This is a genomic window from Camelimonas fluminis (genome assembly GCF_014656355.1).
GTDB lineage: Bacteria > Pseudomonadota > Alphaproteobacteria > Rhizobiales > Beijerinckiaceae > Camelimonas > Camelimonas fluminis.
Map to the genome: position 1 here is coordinate 164176 of NZ_BNCG01000004.1, position 15843 is coordinate 180018.

Annotated in this window: 17 protein-coding genes; 11 read left to right on the forward strand and 6 right to left on the reverse strand. The window is 67.5% G+C overall.

From position 1 onward, the window contains the following. Positions 1 to 47 precede the first annotated feature (47 nt). The 6 genes from IE243_RS07770 to hemB form a co-directional block, all read right to left on the reverse strand. Positions 48 to 455: an ASCH domain-containing protein gene (locus IE243_RS07770; protein ID WP_244642956.1), complete on the reverse strand. Its 408-nt coding sequence runs from the start codon at positions 453 to 455 to the stop codon at positions 48 to 50. Further along, a complete protein-coding gene (locus tag IE243_RS07775) occupies positions 452 to 1486 on the reverse strand; it encodes an acetyltransferase domain-containing protein (RefSeq protein WP_191318787.1) in 1035 nt (344 codons plus the stop codon). Before IE243_RS07775 ends, IE243_RS07770 begins: the two co-directional genes overlap by 4 nt. Further along, positions 1483 to 2229: an arginyltransferase gene (locus tag IE243_RS07780; protein ID WP_191318788.1), complete on the reverse strand. Its 747-nt coding sequence runs from the start codon at positions 2227 to 2229 to the stop codon at positions 1483 to 1485. The genes IE243_RS07775 and IE243_RS07780 overlap by 4 nt, the downstream gene beginning before the upstream one ends. A gap of 343 nt (positions 2230 to 2572) precedes the next feature. Beyond that, positions 2573 to 3052 carry an RDD family protein gene (locus IE243_RS07785; protein WP_191318789.1) on the reverse strand — a complete coding sequence of 160 codons (480 nt, stop codon included), beginning with the start codon at positions 3050 to 3052 and terminating at the stop codon, positions 2573 to 2575. A 179-nt stretch (positions 3053 to 3231) separates the two neighbouring features. Beyond that, positions 3232 to 3744 carry a hypothetical protein gene (locus IE243_RS07790; protein ID WP_191318790.1) on the reverse strand — a complete coding sequence of 171 codons (513 nt, stop codon included), beginning with the start codon at positions 3742 to 3744 and terminating at the stop codon, positions 3232 to 3234. A gap of 29 nt (positions 3745 to 3773) precedes the next feature. Continuing rightward, a complete protein-coding gene (gene hemB, locus IE243_RS07795; RefSeq protein ID WP_191318791.1) occupies positions 3774 to 4805 on the reverse strand; it encodes a porphobilinogen synthase in 1032 nt (343 codons plus the stop codon). 234 nt (positions 4806 to 5039) lie between these two features. Between hemB and IE243_RS07800 the strand changes: the two genes are divergently transcribed. From IE243_RS07800 to thiL, 11 genes are all read left to right on the forward strand, one after another. Then, on the forward strand, positions 5040 to 6104 hold the full coding sequence (locus IE243_RS07800; RefSeq protein WP_191318898.1) for an enoyl-CoA hydratase/isomerase family protein: 1065 nt from the start codon (positions 5040 to 5042) through the stop codon (positions 6102 to 6104). A gap of 230 nt (positions 6105 to 6334) precedes the next feature. Beyond that, a complete protein-coding gene (locus tag IE243_RS07805; RefSeq protein WP_191318792.1) occupies positions 6335 to 6790 on the forward strand; it encodes a DUF6163 family protein in 456 nt (151 codons plus the stop codon). A 4-nt stretch (positions 6791 to 6794) separates the two neighbouring features. Continuing rightward, entirely contained in the window at positions 6795 to 7178 is a 384-nt protein-coding gene (gene arsC / locus IE243_RS07810) for an arsenate reductase (glutaredoxin) (RefSeq protein WP_191318793.1), read from the forward strand. 404 nt (positions 7179 to 7582) lie between these two features. Further along, entirely contained in the window at positions 7583 to 8860 is a 1278-nt protein-coding gene (locus IE243_RS07815) for a L,D-transpeptidase family protein (protein ID WP_373301608.1), read from the forward strand. A gap of 365 nt (positions 8861 to 9225) precedes the next feature. Beyond that, positions 9226 to 10521, forward strand: a complete 1296-nt coding sequence (gene glyA, locus IE243_RS07820; RefSeq protein WP_191318794.1) for a serine hydroxymethyltransferase — start codon at positions 9226 to 9228, stop codon at positions 10519 to 10521. Positions 10522 to 10927: 406 nt separating this feature from the next. Next, on the forward strand, positions 10928 to 11443 hold the full coding sequence (gene nrdR, locus IE243_RS07825; protein WP_191318795.1) for a transcriptional regulator NrdR: 516 nt from the start codon (positions 10928 to 10930) through the stop codon (positions 11441 to 11443). 117 nt (positions 11444 to 11560) lie between these two features. Further along, positions 11561 to 12679: a bifunctional diaminohydroxyphosphoribosylaminopyrimidine deaminase/5-amino-6-(5-phosphoribosylamino)uracil reductase RibD gene (gene ribD / locus IE243_RS07830; protein WP_191318796.1), complete on the forward strand. Its 1119-nt coding sequence runs from the start codon at positions 11561 to 11563 to the stop codon at positions 12677 to 12679. Then, positions 12679 to 13332 carry a riboflavin synthase gene (locus IE243_RS07835; protein WP_191318797.1) on the forward strand — a complete coding sequence of 218 codons (654 nt, stop codon included), beginning with the start codon at positions 12679 to 12681 and terminating at the stop codon, positions 13330 to 13332. The genes ribD and IE243_RS07835 overlap by 1 nt, the downstream gene beginning before the upstream one ends. 100 nt (positions 13333 to 13432) lie before the next feature. After that, positions 13433 to 13921, forward strand: a complete 489-nt coding sequence (gene ribH / locus IE243_RS07840; RefSeq protein WP_191318798.1) for a 6,7-dimethyl-8-ribityllumazine synthase — start codon at positions 13433 to 13435, stop codon at positions 13919 to 13921. Between the two features lie 5 nt (positions 13922 to 13926). Beyond that, entirely contained in the window at positions 13927 to 14388 is a 462-nt protein-coding gene (gene nusB / locus IE243_RS07845) for a transcription antitermination factor NusB (protein WP_191318799.1), read from the forward strand. Between the two features lie 314 nt (positions 14389 to 14702). Then, a complete protein-coding gene (thiL, locus tag IE243_RS07850; RefSeq protein ID WP_191318800.1) occupies positions 14703 to 15701 on the forward strand; it encodes a thiamine-phosphate kinase in 999 nt (332 codons plus the stop codon). The last annotated feature ends 142 nt before the right edge of the window (positions 15702 to 15843 follow it).

Below are 15843 nucleotides of genomic sequence, written 5' to 3' on the forward strand. Positions count from 1 at the left end.
GCGTCAGACCTCGCATGGTTGGAATGGCCGGGATTGCCCGGCCATTTTCATGTCTGGGGAGGGGCCTGTCCGGACGGACGTTCCGGCCAGTCGACCAGATAGATGTCCTGCGCCGCCAGCACGGCCCCGCGCCACGCGACCGGGCGAATGTCCGCCAGTTCCCAGGCGAGCCAGCCGTCCGCGCAAGAGCTGGCGCAGGCGGCGGTCATGTCGGCGCGGGTGAACGGCCGGACCGTCGTCACCCGCACGATTGCCACGGCCCGCCCATCCGGATCTTCATCGCCAGCCTGGCGTAGGAACTGGCGGTTCTCGACGATCAGCAAGTCCCCGGTTGACGTCAGAGGCGGGGCCCAACGCTGGGCTCCGAGGGTTTTGACGCCGGAAGCGATCTTGCCTCCACTGGGCGCAACCACTGACAGGGCCTTGATCTGGCTGCCTTTGAGGCCGTCGCTCACTGCGGTTTGGCCGCGTCGCTGCACTGGCCGATGGTCTGACCCAGCCGCGCCCGGCCAGCCGGGGTGATGTCGCCGGAGACGACTGGCGCTGACAGCCCGTCCTGACGCAGGCTGCCCACGAGACAGTCGCAATATTTCTGGCAGAAGGCTTCCGATCCGGCGTTGGCGGCGCAGGCAAAATGGCAGGTGCGCGTCACCCGCATGTCCAACGCCGCCTGCGATGGGCCGATGACCCAGGCGATGGCGCCGAACAGGCCCATCAGCACGATCTGGTGGGTCAGATAGATGATCAGGCTGTGCCGGCCGGCGAAAGTCAGCGTCTTGCCGATGCGGCCAGCGTCGCGCCAGCGGCCAGCCGCCGTGGCCGGAAACCAGGCGAGGCAGGCCCGGGCCGCCGCCACGCCGAGCAGCACCGCGCCGAACCAGGGGAAGATGGGAACCCAGTCGGCCGTGTTGGGAACGACATCGGCGAGGCCGGTGACAATCAGCGGGCCGTGGCTGAACAGCGGTGAAGTCCAGAAGAAGGGCAGGGCGATGACGCCGGCGCCGGCCAGCGCCGTCAGCGGCCACGGCGCGCGCAGGAACGGCAGGGCCAGAATGCTGGCGGCGGCGATGCAGTGCAGGATGCCGAAGAAAATGAATTGCTGCGGGTTGGTGAACCAGGTGGACGCGGTCACAGCCGCCGCGCCGGCGACCACCATTGCCATCCGCTTGCCCCAGGCCTTCCAGTAACCGGTCGTCCAGTTGACGCCGTTCTGGCTGGCCAGCACGAGGCTAACGCCGACGAGGAACAGGAAGCTGCTGGCGATGCCGTGGGCGAAGTTGCGCCAGAATGGCGAATTCACCGCGTCGATGGGCGCCAGGTTGAAAAAGGTGATGTCCCAGGCGCTGTGGTAGATCACCATGGCGGCCAAAGCGACGCCGCGCGCCGCATCGATGATCGGCAGGCGGACCGTACGTTTCGACGTTGTGGAGGCGGACGGGGTGGAAAGAGCTTTGTCAGCGAGACCGCTTGCGCTGTCCAGGATCATTCGTGGCGTCTCCAGCCCGCGCCGGTCAGGCGTTCCTGCGGCGTGAAGCGGGCTTTGTAGGCCATTTTTCGTGAACCTTCGACCCAGAAGCCCAGGTAGACATACGGCAGGCCCATCTCGCGGGCCCGACGGATATGGTCAAGAATCATGAAGGCGCCGAGGCTGCGGCGCTCTTCGGCCGGATCATAGAAGGAATAGACCATCGACAGGCCGTCGCTGAGCACGTCGGTCAGGGCGGCGGCGATCAGCGGCCCCTGACCGCGACCATTGATGGCCGTATCGGGTCCGCGCCGGCGCCAGGTGAGGAGGCGGGTGTCCACATGGCTGTCCTCGACCATGGTGACGTAGTCCTGCACGCTCATGTCGGCCATGCCGCCATCGTGGTGGCGGGCAGTCAGGTAGTCGCGAAACAGGCAGTATTGCTCCGCTGTGGCCGCGGGCGCGCCCATGGCGCCGACAAGATCGGCGTTGGCGCGCAGCACCCGGCGAAAGCTCTTGCCGGGCGAGAAGTCATCAACCACCACGCGCACCGAGACGCAGGCGGAGCAGCCTTCACAGGCCGGCCGGTAGGCGATGGTCTGCGAGCGACGGAAGCCGTTCTGGCTCAGCAGATCGTTGAGCCCGGCGGCGCGCCGGCCGACTAGGTGGGTAAACACCTTCCGTTCCTGACGGCCGGGCAGGTAGGGGCAGGTCGCCGGCCCTGTGAGATAGAACTGGGGCGTTTCGCGCGGATGTGTGGTCACGCTGCTGGTCCCCTGTCGCTGGGCGCGGCGAAGCATTCGCTGGCAAGCCCAGCGTACCATCGCCTGCCTGCCGGGAGAATGGGCTTTGCGGGGCGCCCGGCCGCGCTGTTTGCCCCCTTTGCGGGGCGACAATAACAAAGCCCAATAAAGAAGGGGGCGTCGCGAACGCCTCCGTCTTCATCCGCCGGTCGGCGCGATCCCTGCTCTTGCCGGATCTGTCCGGGGACAGCTTCTGATCAACATGACCCGGAAGTCGTTTGAGGTTTTCCCGTTTTGGGCGAAGTCTGATTTGAGCAAAGCCTGATCGACCAGACGAGCCTGCCTGGCCGGAAAGCGCTTGAGGTCAGTCGTTCCAGACCACCACCAGGCCGGCGAGATAGTCGTGTCCCATCCGGCCCCGGTCGTCGATCACGCCGATCACCACGTCCGCGAGCCACAGCAGGCCGGTGCTGGCGGCGAGATAGAAGAACAATGCGTGCGCCCCGGCGGTGATGGCGTCAACGCGGCCGCCGTCGGCGCGCACCACGCGCATGCCCAGCATGCGCATGCCGATGGTGGACTGCCTGGAGCCGCCCACCGTCACCATGCTGTAGATGATGCCGGAAGCCGGAACCACCAGGGCGAACAGGAACCAGCCCAGGCCGAATGTCAGAAAACCCAGCACGCCAACGATGATCGCCAGCAGCACCGTCCACAGGGCGATGATCACCAGGTCGATCAGCCAGGCGAACAGCCGCGACGTCAGCACGCCGCTGGTGCGCCACGTGCGCTCGCCGCCGGCAGATCCGCCCTGGCCGCCTGTCGTCAGATCCGTATTCGCCATTTTATCTCGCCGTTCCGCCACAACGTCCCGGGCGCCCGCACGGACGCGCCTTCGCAGTCACGCTCTATATATGCGCGCTCCAGTGGTGTTTTTAAGGTGTGATTTGCGTACGGGATACGGGATGGGCGCAATCTCCTCCGCAATCGTCGGGTCTGGCGCGCTCATCAGGTCTGGCGCGCTCAGCGGCGCGGCGCGATGGCTTGCGAGGCGGCCGGATCTGGCGGCGGGCCATCGCTGGCCTCCAAGTAGAAGCGGCGCAGAAAATAGAAATTGGCCTCCGCCAGCGGGCCGCGCTCGGTGGCGACGCTGGTGAGGCGCACCTGGGCGTCGTCGCCGCTTGTGGCGTAGCGGCACGAGACCTCGCGGCGGCGCAACCGGCCGTCGGCAGTCTGCGCCGTATAGGCGATGCGTACGCTGGAGCGCGCGGCGCCGGGGCGGGGCGCAGCCAGTGAGAAAATGGCGTCGGAGGGATTCAGGGCCGGGATCACCGAGCGGCAGAGGCTGGCGGCCCGGTCGTTGACGGCGGGCTGGAACGCCCACCAGGCGCCGACGCCGGCAAGACCGAGGCAGACGCCAACGCCCACGGCCGAAAATGCCTCGGCCCGCAACAGGCCGCGACGACCCGGCGTCTCCGGGCGGCCGCCAGAGGCGCCGCCTGTCTTTCCGTTCGCGGCGGGGTCAGGGCCGTTCATGGCGGGGCGTCCTTATTCCCCAAAGGCGCTCAGCCGGCGCCGCGCAGCTTGCGGGCGACGCGCGGCGCGAAATAGGTCAGCACGCCATCGGCGCCGGCGCGCTTGAACGCCAGCAGACTTTCCAGCATGGCCTTGTCGCCGTCGAGCCAGCCGTTGCGGGCCGCGCCCTCGATCATGGCGTATTCGCCTGACACCTGGTAGGCGAAGGTTGGCATGCCAAATTCCTTCTTCACCCGGTGCAACACGTCCAGGTAGGGCATGCCCGGCTTGACCATGATCATGTCGGCGCCTTCTTCGACGTCAAGCGCCACTTCCCGCAGCGCTTCGTCGCCGTTGGCCGGGTCCATCTGGTAGGTGCGCTTGTCGCCGACCAGCAGGGCGCCAGAGCCGACCGCGTCGCGGAACGGACCGTAGAAAGCCGAGGCGTATTTGGCGGCGTAGGACATGATCTGCACGTCCTGGAAGCCGGCCGCGTCGAGGCCGTCGCGGATGGCGCCGACGCGGCCGTCCATCATGTCGGAAGGGGCGATGACATCGGCGCCGGCTTCCGCCTGGATCACCGACTGACGCACCAGCCGCGCCACCGTCTCGTCGTTGAGAATCCGCCCGTCGGCGATCACGCCGTCATGGCCATGGCTGGTGTAGGGGTCCAGCGCCGCGTCGATGATGACGCCGACGTCCGGAACTTCCTTCTTGATGGCGCGCGCCGCCTGGCAGACCAGATTGTCGGGGTTCAGCGCCTCGCTGCCCTCGGCGTCCTTCAACGCATTGTCAGTATAGGGAAACAGGGCGATGGCGGGAATGCCCAGCTCCGCCGCCTCGACGGCCGAGCGCACGATCTGGTCCACCGACTGGCGGTCGACGCCGGGCATCGAAGCCACTGGCGTGCGCAGATTGTCGCCGGCGGCGACAAACATCGGCCAGATCAGGTCATTGGTGGTCAGCACATTTTCGCGGACCAGCCTGCGGGCCCATTCCGATTTGCGGTTCCGACGCGGCCTGTGAACGAGGCCGAGGTCGAAACTGTCTGCGATTTCCGGTCCCGGTCTGTTGTTCGACATGGCTGGCTTTCCGCTCGTCCTGATTGCTGGCCTGGCCGCGACGATGATCGTCTTCCGGCGCAGGCGCCCCGGTTGCCTTCTACAGGACATGGGCACTGGGGCAAAATGCGCCAGGGTCGCATCGCCCCCTCGCATCCCCGCCTCAGTTGCATTCTCGTCGTCAGGATGCGCATGCCAATTGACGCGGCGGCGGTCAGTGACCAAAGTCCGCGCCGGAAAATGCTTCAGAAGGATATGGTCGTGCAGGACGTTCAGGAAAGCGAAATCATTTGCGAACGCCAGGGATCGGCGGGCATTGTCATTCTGAACCGCCCCAAGGCCCTGAACGCGCTGACCCTGACCATGGTGCGCGGTCTGCGCGAGGCTCTGGACGCCTGGGAGCATGATCCGGCCGTCACGCGCGTCATCGTCACCGGCGCCGGCGACCGCGCCTTCTGCGCTGGCGGCGACATCCGCTCACTCTACGAGCAGGGCAAGGGCGGCCAGCTTGAGGACGCGCTGACCTTCTGGCGCGAGGAGTATCAGCTCAACGTCCGCATCAAGGAATATTCCAAGCCTTACGTTGCTCTGGTCGAGGGCTTCGTCATGGGTGGCGGCGTCGGCGTCTCGGTCCACGGCAGCCACATGGTCGCCTTTGACAAATTCACCTTCGCCATGCCGGAGGTCGGCATCGGTTTCTTCCCGGATGTCGGCGCCACTTTCGCGCTGCCGCTCCTGCCTGGCGAACTTGGCACTTTCATTGCCGTCACGGGCGATCGCATCAACCAGGCCGAGGCCCATGCCATCGGGCTGGCGACTCATGCGGCGCCATCGTCGGAGTTTAACGCCATCCGTGATCGGCTGATCGCCGGCGAGCCCGTGGACGCGGTGCTGGCGCCTTACGCCGCGAAGCCGGCGACTTCGCCGCTGCTCGCCAGCCAGGCGATGATCGACGACGCGTTCAGCGCGCCGGATGTCACCGGCATTCTGGCGCGCCTCGACGCGGCGGCCGCAGCCGGTTCGGAGCTGGCGGGCAAGACCGCCGCCACGATGCGCACAAAATCACCCACCAGCATGGCGCTGTCGCTGGAGCAGATGCGGCGCGGTCGTGGCGTCGACTTCCGTGAAGCCATCCGGATCGAATATCGCATCGTGTCGCGCATCGCCCTGGGGCACGATTTTTACGAAGGCGTGCGCGCTGTGATCGTCGACAAGGACCAGAATCCGAAATGGAAGCCGGCCGCGCTGGCCGATGTGTCGGCCGCCGACATCGACGCCTATTTCGCGCCCCTCGGCCCGACGGAGCTGACTTTCGACTGACGGGGCGCGCTGTTTTTCCGGTGAGGCGGCTGCCGTCGCCCATCGGAAAATGACATGAACCCAATGGTTTGCGGCAGAATCCGGAATCAGTTTCGCCGGATTGTCCCGGCCAGAGGCGTTTTCCTGGAGGACGTGAACGCTCCGGGGTGAAAAAGTACGGCGGACCAGGCGGGTAGGGCGGCTTTCTGAATCGACCCGTCAGGAATGCGCCATATGGAAAGAGGTGCCCCGTGGCGGCGCAAGGCGAAGAAACCCGGACGGAAGGCGGACGCGCCGGCGGCGTCATCGAGGCCCTGCGCGCCTCGCCATTGCCGCGCGTGCGCTGGGGGCTGATCCTCGTCTGGTTCCTGCGCCTGATGGCGGTGCTGTGGATGATGATGGGTCTGCTGGCCTGGGCCGACATTCTTGGCCTGACGCCGTCGCCAGTCCCGTTCGAGGATCGCGGCCTCGGCGCCCAAGCGGTGGTGGTCTATTTCGCCGTGTTCAATCTGGTCGCCGCAGTCGGGCTGTGGCTCACCAGCACCTGGGGCGGCATCATGTGGCTGCTGGCGCTGATGAGCCACATGATCATGGCGATTTTCCTGCCGCAGGTCGTGGCGAGCGGCGTGTTCACGGTCGCCATGTTTGGCGTGCTGGCGGTCCTCTATCTGGTGATCTCCTGGCTGGCCGCCCATGATCAGGAGTAACGGCATGAGCGCCGACACGGCTACACAAGTCACGATCTGGCACAATCCCGCGTGCTCCACCTCGCGCCGTGCGCTTGAATTGATCCGCGCCGCCGGGGTCGAGCCGCGCGTCGTGCTCTACCTCAAGGACGCGCCGGACCGCGCCGCGCTGGCCGGGCTGGCGGCGCGGGTGGAGGGCGGGGCTGGCGCCCTGCTCCGGCGCAAGGGCGATCTTTGGGAAGAACTGGCCCCCGCGCTCGGCCTCGACCGCCCGGACGTGACCGACGCGGCCATTCTCGACGCCATCGCCGCGCATCCCGCATTGCTCAACCGGCCCGTCGTCGTCGGGCCCGGCGGCGCCGCAGCCTGCCGGCCGCCCGAGCGCGCGCTGGATTTGCTGCCGGCCTGACCGCGCCCCCTGACGCGTCTGTTGCCTGGAAGCGACAGCGCCGCGTATGTGGCGATTTCGTGCGACGCTGTCGCCCGCGCGTTTCCGCCGCGTAATCCGGCGATATGGCTTCAGGATCAACCGGATAGGTCGGTTTCGGCGCCTGCGGTCGCGAAAGCCGACGCGCGGCGGCCACCATTTCAGATGACCTGCGCCACAAAAAGGCCCTGCTGATCATGGTTTGGTAAGACCATGGGTTTACGAGGGTAATCCATGCATCTGGCGACAACCACGACGCCTCCGCCGCCATGCCTTCGCGGGGGGTGGTCCGTGGGGTGTCGCCGGCTTCGCTTGAACATGCTCTGGCGCGGGCAGGCCTGCGCGGCTCCAACCTGCACGGCTTCAGGACGATGAATTCCAGGACAATGAACGAGAAGACCTTTTCGATGAAGCGCCGCGCCTTTCTGTTTGGCGCCGCCTCGGCTGCGACTGGCCTCGCCATTGGGCCCGCATTCGCCCAGAAATTCGCCTTCGACGACCAGAGCGAATGGACGCAGAGCTACGACTCCGGCACCAACAGCCGTCTGGCCCGCTCGTCCACGCCGCTGCTCTCGCAGGAAACCGTGGCGGCGACAGAGCAGGCCATCGCCAGCCTGCGCGACGCCGTGGGCCGTGGGGGCTGGGGCACGGTTCAGGCCGGCCAGCGGCTGCGCCTTGGCTCAAAGGGGCCCGCCGTCGTCGCGCTGCGCCAGCGTCTGGCCGCCTCGGGCGATCTTCAGGCCTCGGGCGGCGCCCAGGACGTTTACGACAGCTATGTTGAAGCTGGCGTGAAGCGCTTCCAGCAGCGCCACGGGCTCAACGCCACCGGCGCGCTGAACAACCAGACCATCGCCGCGATGAACGTGCCAGCCGCGACGCGCCTGCGCCAGATGGAGACCAATCTGGTCCGTCTGCGTTCGCTCTCCGGCAATCCCGGCCGCCGCTACGCGGTGGTCAACATTCCGGCCGCGCTGGTTGAAACCGTCGCCGACAATCACGTGGTCAGCCGTCACGCCGCCGGCGTCGGCAAGATCGACCGCCAGTCCCCGATCATGAACGCGAAGGTCACCCAGGTGAACTTCAACCCGTTCTGGACCGTGCCGGCCTCGATCATCCGCAAGGACCTGATTCCTAAGATGCGGAAGGATCCGAACTATCTGACGGACCAGAAAATCCGCATCTACTCGAACGGCGTCGAGATTCCGCCCTCGCAGGTCAACTGGAACTCCACCGAAGCCACGCGCTACATGTTCCGTCAGGATCCGGGCGCCGACATCAACTCCATGGGCTTCGTGCGCATCAACATCCCCAATCCGCACGGCGTCTACATGCACGACACCCCTGCGCGCGGCGTGTTCGGCGACGATTTCCGCTTCGTCTCCTCGGGCTGCGTCCGCCTGCAGAACGTGCGCGACTACGTCGCCTTCCTGCTGCAGGAAACTCCCGGCTGGAACCCCCAGTCGATCCAGGCCGCGATTGATTCGGGCAAGCGCATCGACGCCACCCTGTCGACGCCGCTGCCGATCTACTGGACCTACATCACCTCCTGGGCGACCCCCGAGGGCGTGGCCCAGTTTCGCGACGACATCTACAACCGCGACGGCCTTGGCCCGGCGGCGGCGATGGCCGCGGCCGCTGCGGAAGAGACCGAAGCCGCGCACTGACGCTTTCACGCAGCAGCGCACCAGCTTTGTGAGCGATGACGCCAGACGGCCCGGGCTTTCCCGGGCCGTCCGCATTTGTGGCCCCGCCGCGACGTTTCGGCGGTTGGCGGGGGGCGGGCGTCGTGATAAGAGCGCGGCGTCGGCCAACATGAAGCAGGTGCAGGGCGCGCGGCGCAGGACGCGGGCCATGAACGTATTGGCGGACGGCGCTTCCCACGCGCCCGTAACGGGCGCGCCGGCATGACGCCAGAAATGCCTGTGACGGTTTGGCGGCGGCCTTGACTGGCGCGCCGCATGATTTTTCTGGAGCCGGTTGGCGTGGGCGCGCCGTTGCGCCGCATGCGCCGGCGTATGGCGAGGCGCTCATGAGCGAGACCAGTCCGCATCTGTCCAACAGCTTCTTCGGGGCCTCGCTGGCTGAAAGCGATCCCGAGATCGCCCGCGCGGTTGATCTGGAGCTGGGTCGCCAGCGCGATGAGATCGAGCTGATCGCATCCGAGAACATCGTGTCGCGCGCTGTTCTGGAGGCGCAGGGCTCCGTCCTCACCAACAAATACGCCGAAGGTTATCCAGGTCGCCGCTACTATGGCGGCTGCCAGTTCGTCGACATCGCCGAGGATCTGGCCATCGACCGGGCGAAGAAGCTGTTCGGCTGTGGCTTCGCCAACGTCCAGCCCAACTCCGGCTCCCAGGCCAACCAGGCGGTGTTTCTGGCGCTGCTGCAGCCGGGCGACGCCTTCATGGGGCTTGATCTCGCCGCCGGCGGCCACCTGACCCACGGCGCGCCGCCGAACATGTCCGGCAAGTGGTTCCGTCCCGTGCACTACACGGTGCGCAAGGACGACCAGCGCGTCGACATGGACGAGGTGGCCCGCATCGCCCGCGCCGAGAAGCCGAAGCTGATCATCGCCGGCGGCTCCGCTTACGCCCGCCATTGGGATTTCGCCCGCTTCCGTGAAATCGCCGACGAGGTTGGCGCTTACTTCATGGTGGACATGGCCCATTTCGCCGGTCTCGTCGCTGGCGGCGCCCATCCCTCGCCGTTCCCGCACGCCCATGTTGTCACCACCACCACCCACAAGACCCTGCGCGGCCCGCGCGGCGGCATGATCCTCTCGGATGACGCGGAAATCGCGAAGAAGATCAATTCCGCTATCTTCCCGGGCCTGCAGGGCGGCCCGCTGATGCACGTGATCGCCGGCAAGGCCGTGGCCTTCGGCGAGGCGCTTCGCCCGGAGTTCCGCGCCTATGCGAAGGCGGTGGTCGACAACGCCCAGGCGCTGGCCGCCGCTATCCGCGCCGGTGGTCTGGATCTCGTCTCCGACGGCACCGACAACCACCTGATGCTGGTCGACCTGCGCCCCAAGGGCCTCAACGGCAAGGCCGCCGAGGCGGCGCTGGGCCGCGCCCACATCACCTGCAACAAGAACGGCATTCCCTTCGATCCTGAAAAGCCGATGGTGACGTCAGGCATCCGTCTTGGCTCGCCGGCCGGCACCTCGCGCGGCTTTGGCGTCGCCGAGTTCACCCGCATCGGCGAGCTGATCGTCAAGGTGCTGGACGGTCTGGCGAAAAACGGTGAGGCCGGCAACGCTGCGGTTGAGGCTGAGGTGGCCGCCGAGGTCAAGCAGCTCACCGGCCGCTTCCCGATCTACGCCTGAGGCTGCTTCCAGGGAACCACCGGGGTGCGTCCGGATGAAACCTCGCAACGCCGTCGCCCTGCGCGACGGCGTTGTTGTTTGACGGCCGCGTCTTCCCGGGGCTCCGCGACGCGCGTCCGTGCGGGCAGCGGCGGCGCTCCACTGTTGCATGGCTGGCGTGGCGCGCCAGAGCTTGCCAGCAGTTGTCCGCCGGGATTACAGGCTTGGGACAGTTTCCGGGCTGTCCCGACGCAAAAGCGACATCAGTTTTTGCAGCAATGGCCCGGCAAGAGCGTTGCCTCCACGCGTCGCAGCCGCCCTGCGCGTGAAGAAAACACGCTAAAACAAATCGATAGAGCATTGGCTGTGAGCCATGGATCACCGGCAATGCTCTGATCTGATGTGACCAGTTCCGGGAGGACCGCGCATGCGCTGCCCGTATTGCGACAGTCTCGACACCCAGGTGAAGGATTCCCGTCCCACGGACGATTCGGCCGCCATTCGCCGTCGGCGCGTCTGCCCGGATTGCGGCGGCCGCTTCACCACCTTTGAGCGCGTGCAATTGCGTGAACTGGTGCTGGTCAAGCGCTCGGGCAAGCGCGCGCCGTTCGATCGCGACAAGTTGCAACGCTCGGTGCAGGTGGCCCTGCGCAAGCGGCCGGTTGAGCCGGACCAGGTGGAGCGCATGATCAACGGCATCGTGCGCCAGCTCGAAAGCATGGGCGAGACTGAAATTCCCAGTGAAACCGTCGGCGAACTGGTGATGGCCGGTCTCAAGGGGCTCGACAGCGTCGCCTATGTGCGTTTCGCCTCGGTGTATCGCAATTTCCGCGAGGCGCGGGAGTTCGGCGAACTGATCGGCGAACTGGAGCAGCAGGGCGAAACCGGGACGGGCGCCGTGGTGCGCAAGCTGCGCGCCCGCGCCGACCGGGGCGATGAATGACAGGCGGCGCATCACAGTCGTGAGCGGCTGGCGACAGGGGCGCTCGCGCGGCATTCAGGGGTAAAAGCAGGCCGGCCGTGGGAGATGGGCCAGGCCGCAAGGGGGAAGGGGCAGGGAATGGCGGACAGCCTGGCGCTGGACAGGCGCTTCATGCGCGACGCGCTGGCCATGGGCCGGCGCAATCTTGGTCTGGCGTGGCCCAATCCCGCGGTCGGCGCGGTGCTGGTCGATCCGCGCAATCATGCGATTCTCGGGCGCGGCGCCACCCAGCCCGGCGGGCGTCCGCACGCGGAGGTCGTCGCCCTGGGCCGCGCTGGCGCCGCGGCGCGCGGCGCCACCCTGTACGTCACCCTGGAGCCCTGCTCGCACGTGGGCCGCACCGGCCCCTGCGCTGACGCCATTATCGCCGCCGGCGTCGCCCGCGTTGTCTCCGCCATCGAGGACCCCAATCCGCTGGTCGCGGGGCTCGGCCATGGCCGCCTGCGCGAGGCTGGCGTTGAGGTGTTGATCGGCGTTGGCGCCGAGCAGGCGCGCCGCGATCACATCGGTCATTTCACCCGGGTGCGCGACGGCCGCCCGGCGGTTCTGCTGAAGCTGGCGCAAACCTGCGACGGCGTCGCCGGCCGGCGCCAGGGCCCGCGCCTGATGATCACCGGCCAGGAAACCCGGGCCCGCGTGCACCTGATGCGCGCCCGCGCCGACGTTATCCTGGCTGGCGTCAACACCATACTCGCGGACGATCCGGACCTCACCGTGCGCCTGCCAGGCATGGAGGCGATGTCGCCGGTGCGGGTTGTGCTGGACAGCATGTTGCGCACGCCGCCCGCCGCCCGCATCGTCCAGGACGCGGGGCGGGTTCCCACCTGGATCATAGCCGCCGAACATGCGCCGGTCGCGCCGGAGATTGCCCTGGCCCGCGCCGGCGTCGAGGTGATGCGCGTCGGCTCCGACGCCGATGGCCGGCCGCATCTCGCCATGGCCCTGCAACTGCTTGGGACCAGAGGGGTGACGCGGGTGTTCTGCGAGGGCGGTCCGGCCCTTGCCGAGGCCCTTGCAGCCGCCCGTCTGGTGGAGGAGGTTGCGCTATTCACCGGCCCGTCGCATTTCGATGGACCGCCGGATCAGGGCGTGGCCGCCATGGGCCCCCATTTGCGGACGGCTCTCGACGCCATGTGCGTGGTCGAAACAGGAACCGTCGGCGACGACGCACTGCAGATATTTGAAAGGGTCAACTGATGTTCACCGGCATCATCACCGACGTGGGCGAAATTCTCTCCGCCGGGGACCACCAGGGATCGCTGCGCCGGTTGCGCATTGCCTCTCACTATGATCCGGCGGGCATCGATATCGGAGCCTCGATCGCCTGCGGCGGCCCGTGCCTCACTGTCGTCGCCGTTGGCCCGCACGTCTGGGCGGACGGCGCCGCCGGCGCCTGGTTTGACGTGGACATCGCCGCTGAAACCCTGGCCCGCACCAATGCGGGCGGGTGGGGCGTTGGCGGCCGGCTCAACCTGGAGCGGGCGCTGAAGATCGGCGATGAACTGGGCGGGCACATCGTCACAGGGCACGTGGACGGCATGGCTGAACTGCTGGCGCGCGAGGTGGTCACCGACGCCGACGCCACCTGGGGCGAAACCTCCCGCTTCACCCTGCGCGCGCCGAAGCATACGGCCCGTTACATCGCCGAGAAGGGGTCGATCTGCATCGACGGAACTTCGCTCACCGTCAACACGGTGGAAGACGACGTGTTTTCCGTGCTGCTGATCCCGCACACCCTGCAAGTGACGACCTGGGGGCTGCGCCAACCCGGCGACAGCATCAATCTGGAGGTCGACATGATGGCCCGTTACGCCGCGCGCCTTGCGGAGGCGCAGGCGAAGGGTTACTGACGCCTCCCACAGTGCGTTACAAGTAACGAATAAACATGCCCGGACCGGCTGATCCGTTTTGCGACAGCCGGGCTCCACCGCCACCTGAAAGGCCAACTCCATGGTAGCGCCGCGCCGCTCCGCCGCCTCAAAGACGCCGCTTGCCGGCGCACGCGTTCTGATCGTCGAGGCGCGCTACTACGAAGACCTGGCCGACGCGTTGCTCGCCGGCGCCGTGGCGGCGGTTGAAGCCGCGGGGGCGACGGCTGAGGTGGTGACCGTGCCTGGCGCGCTGGAAATCCCCCCGACGATCGCCATCCTGCTCGACGCTGGCGAGGCGACCGGCCGGCCGTGGGACGCGGCCGTGGCGCTGGGCTGCGTCATCCGGGGTGAAACCGGCCACTATGATATCGTCGCCGGCGAAAGCTCCCGGGCGCTGATGGATCTGTCCGTGCAGCGGCGCCTGCCGCTCGGCAACGGCATTCTCACGGTCGAGAACGACGAACAGGCCTGGGCCCGCGCCCGGGTCAGCGACATGAACAAGGGAGGCGGGGCCGCTGAGGCGGCGCTCGCCGTGCTGCGCGTCAAACGCGCCGGACAGGCGGGCTGAATCCGATGGCCAAGGGTGAAATGCGCAGCGCCGCGCGTCTTGCGGCGGTTCAGGCTCTTTACGAAATGGACGTGTCCGGCAAGGGCGTGCTCGACGCCATCGCCGAATTCGAATCCCACTGGATGGGGCGCGAAATCGAAGGCATGCAGTTCAAGCCGGCCGAGGCGGCGTTCTTCCGCGATATCGTCGCTGGCGTTGTCCGCGACCAGGCGCGCATCGACCGCAACGTCGACGGCGCCCTGGCCGACAAATGGCCGCTGCGTCGCGTCGAGCCGGTGTTGCGCGCCATCCTGCGCGCTGGCGCCTATGAGTTGTTCAACCGCCGGGACGTGCCGGCCAAAGCGACCATTTCCGAATACGTTGACGTGGCCCGCGCCTTCTATGACCAGGACGAGCCAGGCATGGTCAACGGCGTGCTCGACGCCATCGGTCGCAAGAACCGCGCCGACGAACTGACCAGCCGCTGAATCCGGCAACCGCCGCCAGCGCGCCGCCGCGCGGCCAGGAGTGTTTCCTGCCAGCGGGCGGCGCGGTGCGCCGGGAAAATGCGCCTGACGGAACGCACTGAGCGAAAACCGCTCCTGAACGGGCGGATTTTGCCGGTGGGGGTTTTCCGGCGCGCCGTATGTCCGCCCCGTGTTCGCTCCTGGGCTTGCGGAGGCGGCGCAACGTCCCCAGACTCGTGGTAACGGCAATGTCCGGTGATGCTTCGCCGCAGACATCGCCGGGTCTTTGCGCCATCTGTTGTCGGGCGGCGCAGCGCATCGTTGAGGGGGACGCCATGGCTGCCATGTCGGAAGACGATCTGATCGCCAGCTTTTTCGCGCCGTTGGCGGGTGAGGGCGGTCTGGGGCTTGCTGATGACGTCGCCCGCCTCGCGCTGTCCGAGAACCACGAACTGATTGTCACCACCGACGGCGTCGTCGCCGGCGTGCATTTTTTCCCTGACGATCCACCGGAAAGCATTGCCCGCAAGGCGCTGCGGGTAAACCTGTCCGACCTTGCCGCCAAGGGCGCGCGACCACTTGGCTACCTGCTGACCCTCGCCCTGCCGGAAGGCTGGACCCGCGACTGGCTGGCGGCCTTCGCCGCTGCTTTGGGCGAGGACGCCCGGACATATCATTGCCCGCTTCTCGGCGGCGACACGGTGCGCACGCCGGGGCCACTGACCATCGCCATCACCGCTTTGGGAGAGACGCCGCGCGGAGCCATGACCGCCCGCACCACCGCGCGCGTTGGCGACGTCGTCGCCGTCACCGGCTCGGTGGGCGACGGCGCCCTGGGTCTTGCGGTGCGTCACGCCCGCGCGGAGGCGACGCCGCCTGCCTGGGTCGCCGCCATTGGCGAGGAGAGGGCCGGAGCGCTGCTGCAACGCTATCTGGAGCCGCTGCCGCGCAACTGCATGGCCGAAGCGGTGCGTGGCTGGGCGAGTTGCGCCATGGACGTCTCCGATGGCCTGGTCGGCGACCTGCGCAAGCTGACGGCGGCTTCCGGCGTCTCGGCCAGCGTCGATCTCGATCTGGTCCCAATATCGGAGGCCGCGGCGGCGGCGCTGGCCGTCGACGACGGCCTGGCCCGGCAGATTTTCGCCGGCGGCGACGACTACGAAATCCTGCTGACGGTTGCTCCCGAACACTACGACGCGCTCGCGGCGGCGGCGCGCGCGGCCGGGTGCGGCCTGACGCCGATTGGGGAAATCACGCCCATCAACGAGCCCTTCCGCGTCGTGTGGCGCGGAGCCCCCGCCGCCTTCGGCAAGGGCTCATTTTCACATTTCTAGCGGGTTGGCTGGCGTCCGGCGCGTGCGCCGCATCCGCGTGAGTGGCCATGAGGTCAGGCGAGGGTCCAGGCGACCGGCCGGATCCGCGCTCACGCCATGCTGGCGACCTGGTCCGTCGAAGCCTTGGTTCTCGCGTCGGAGC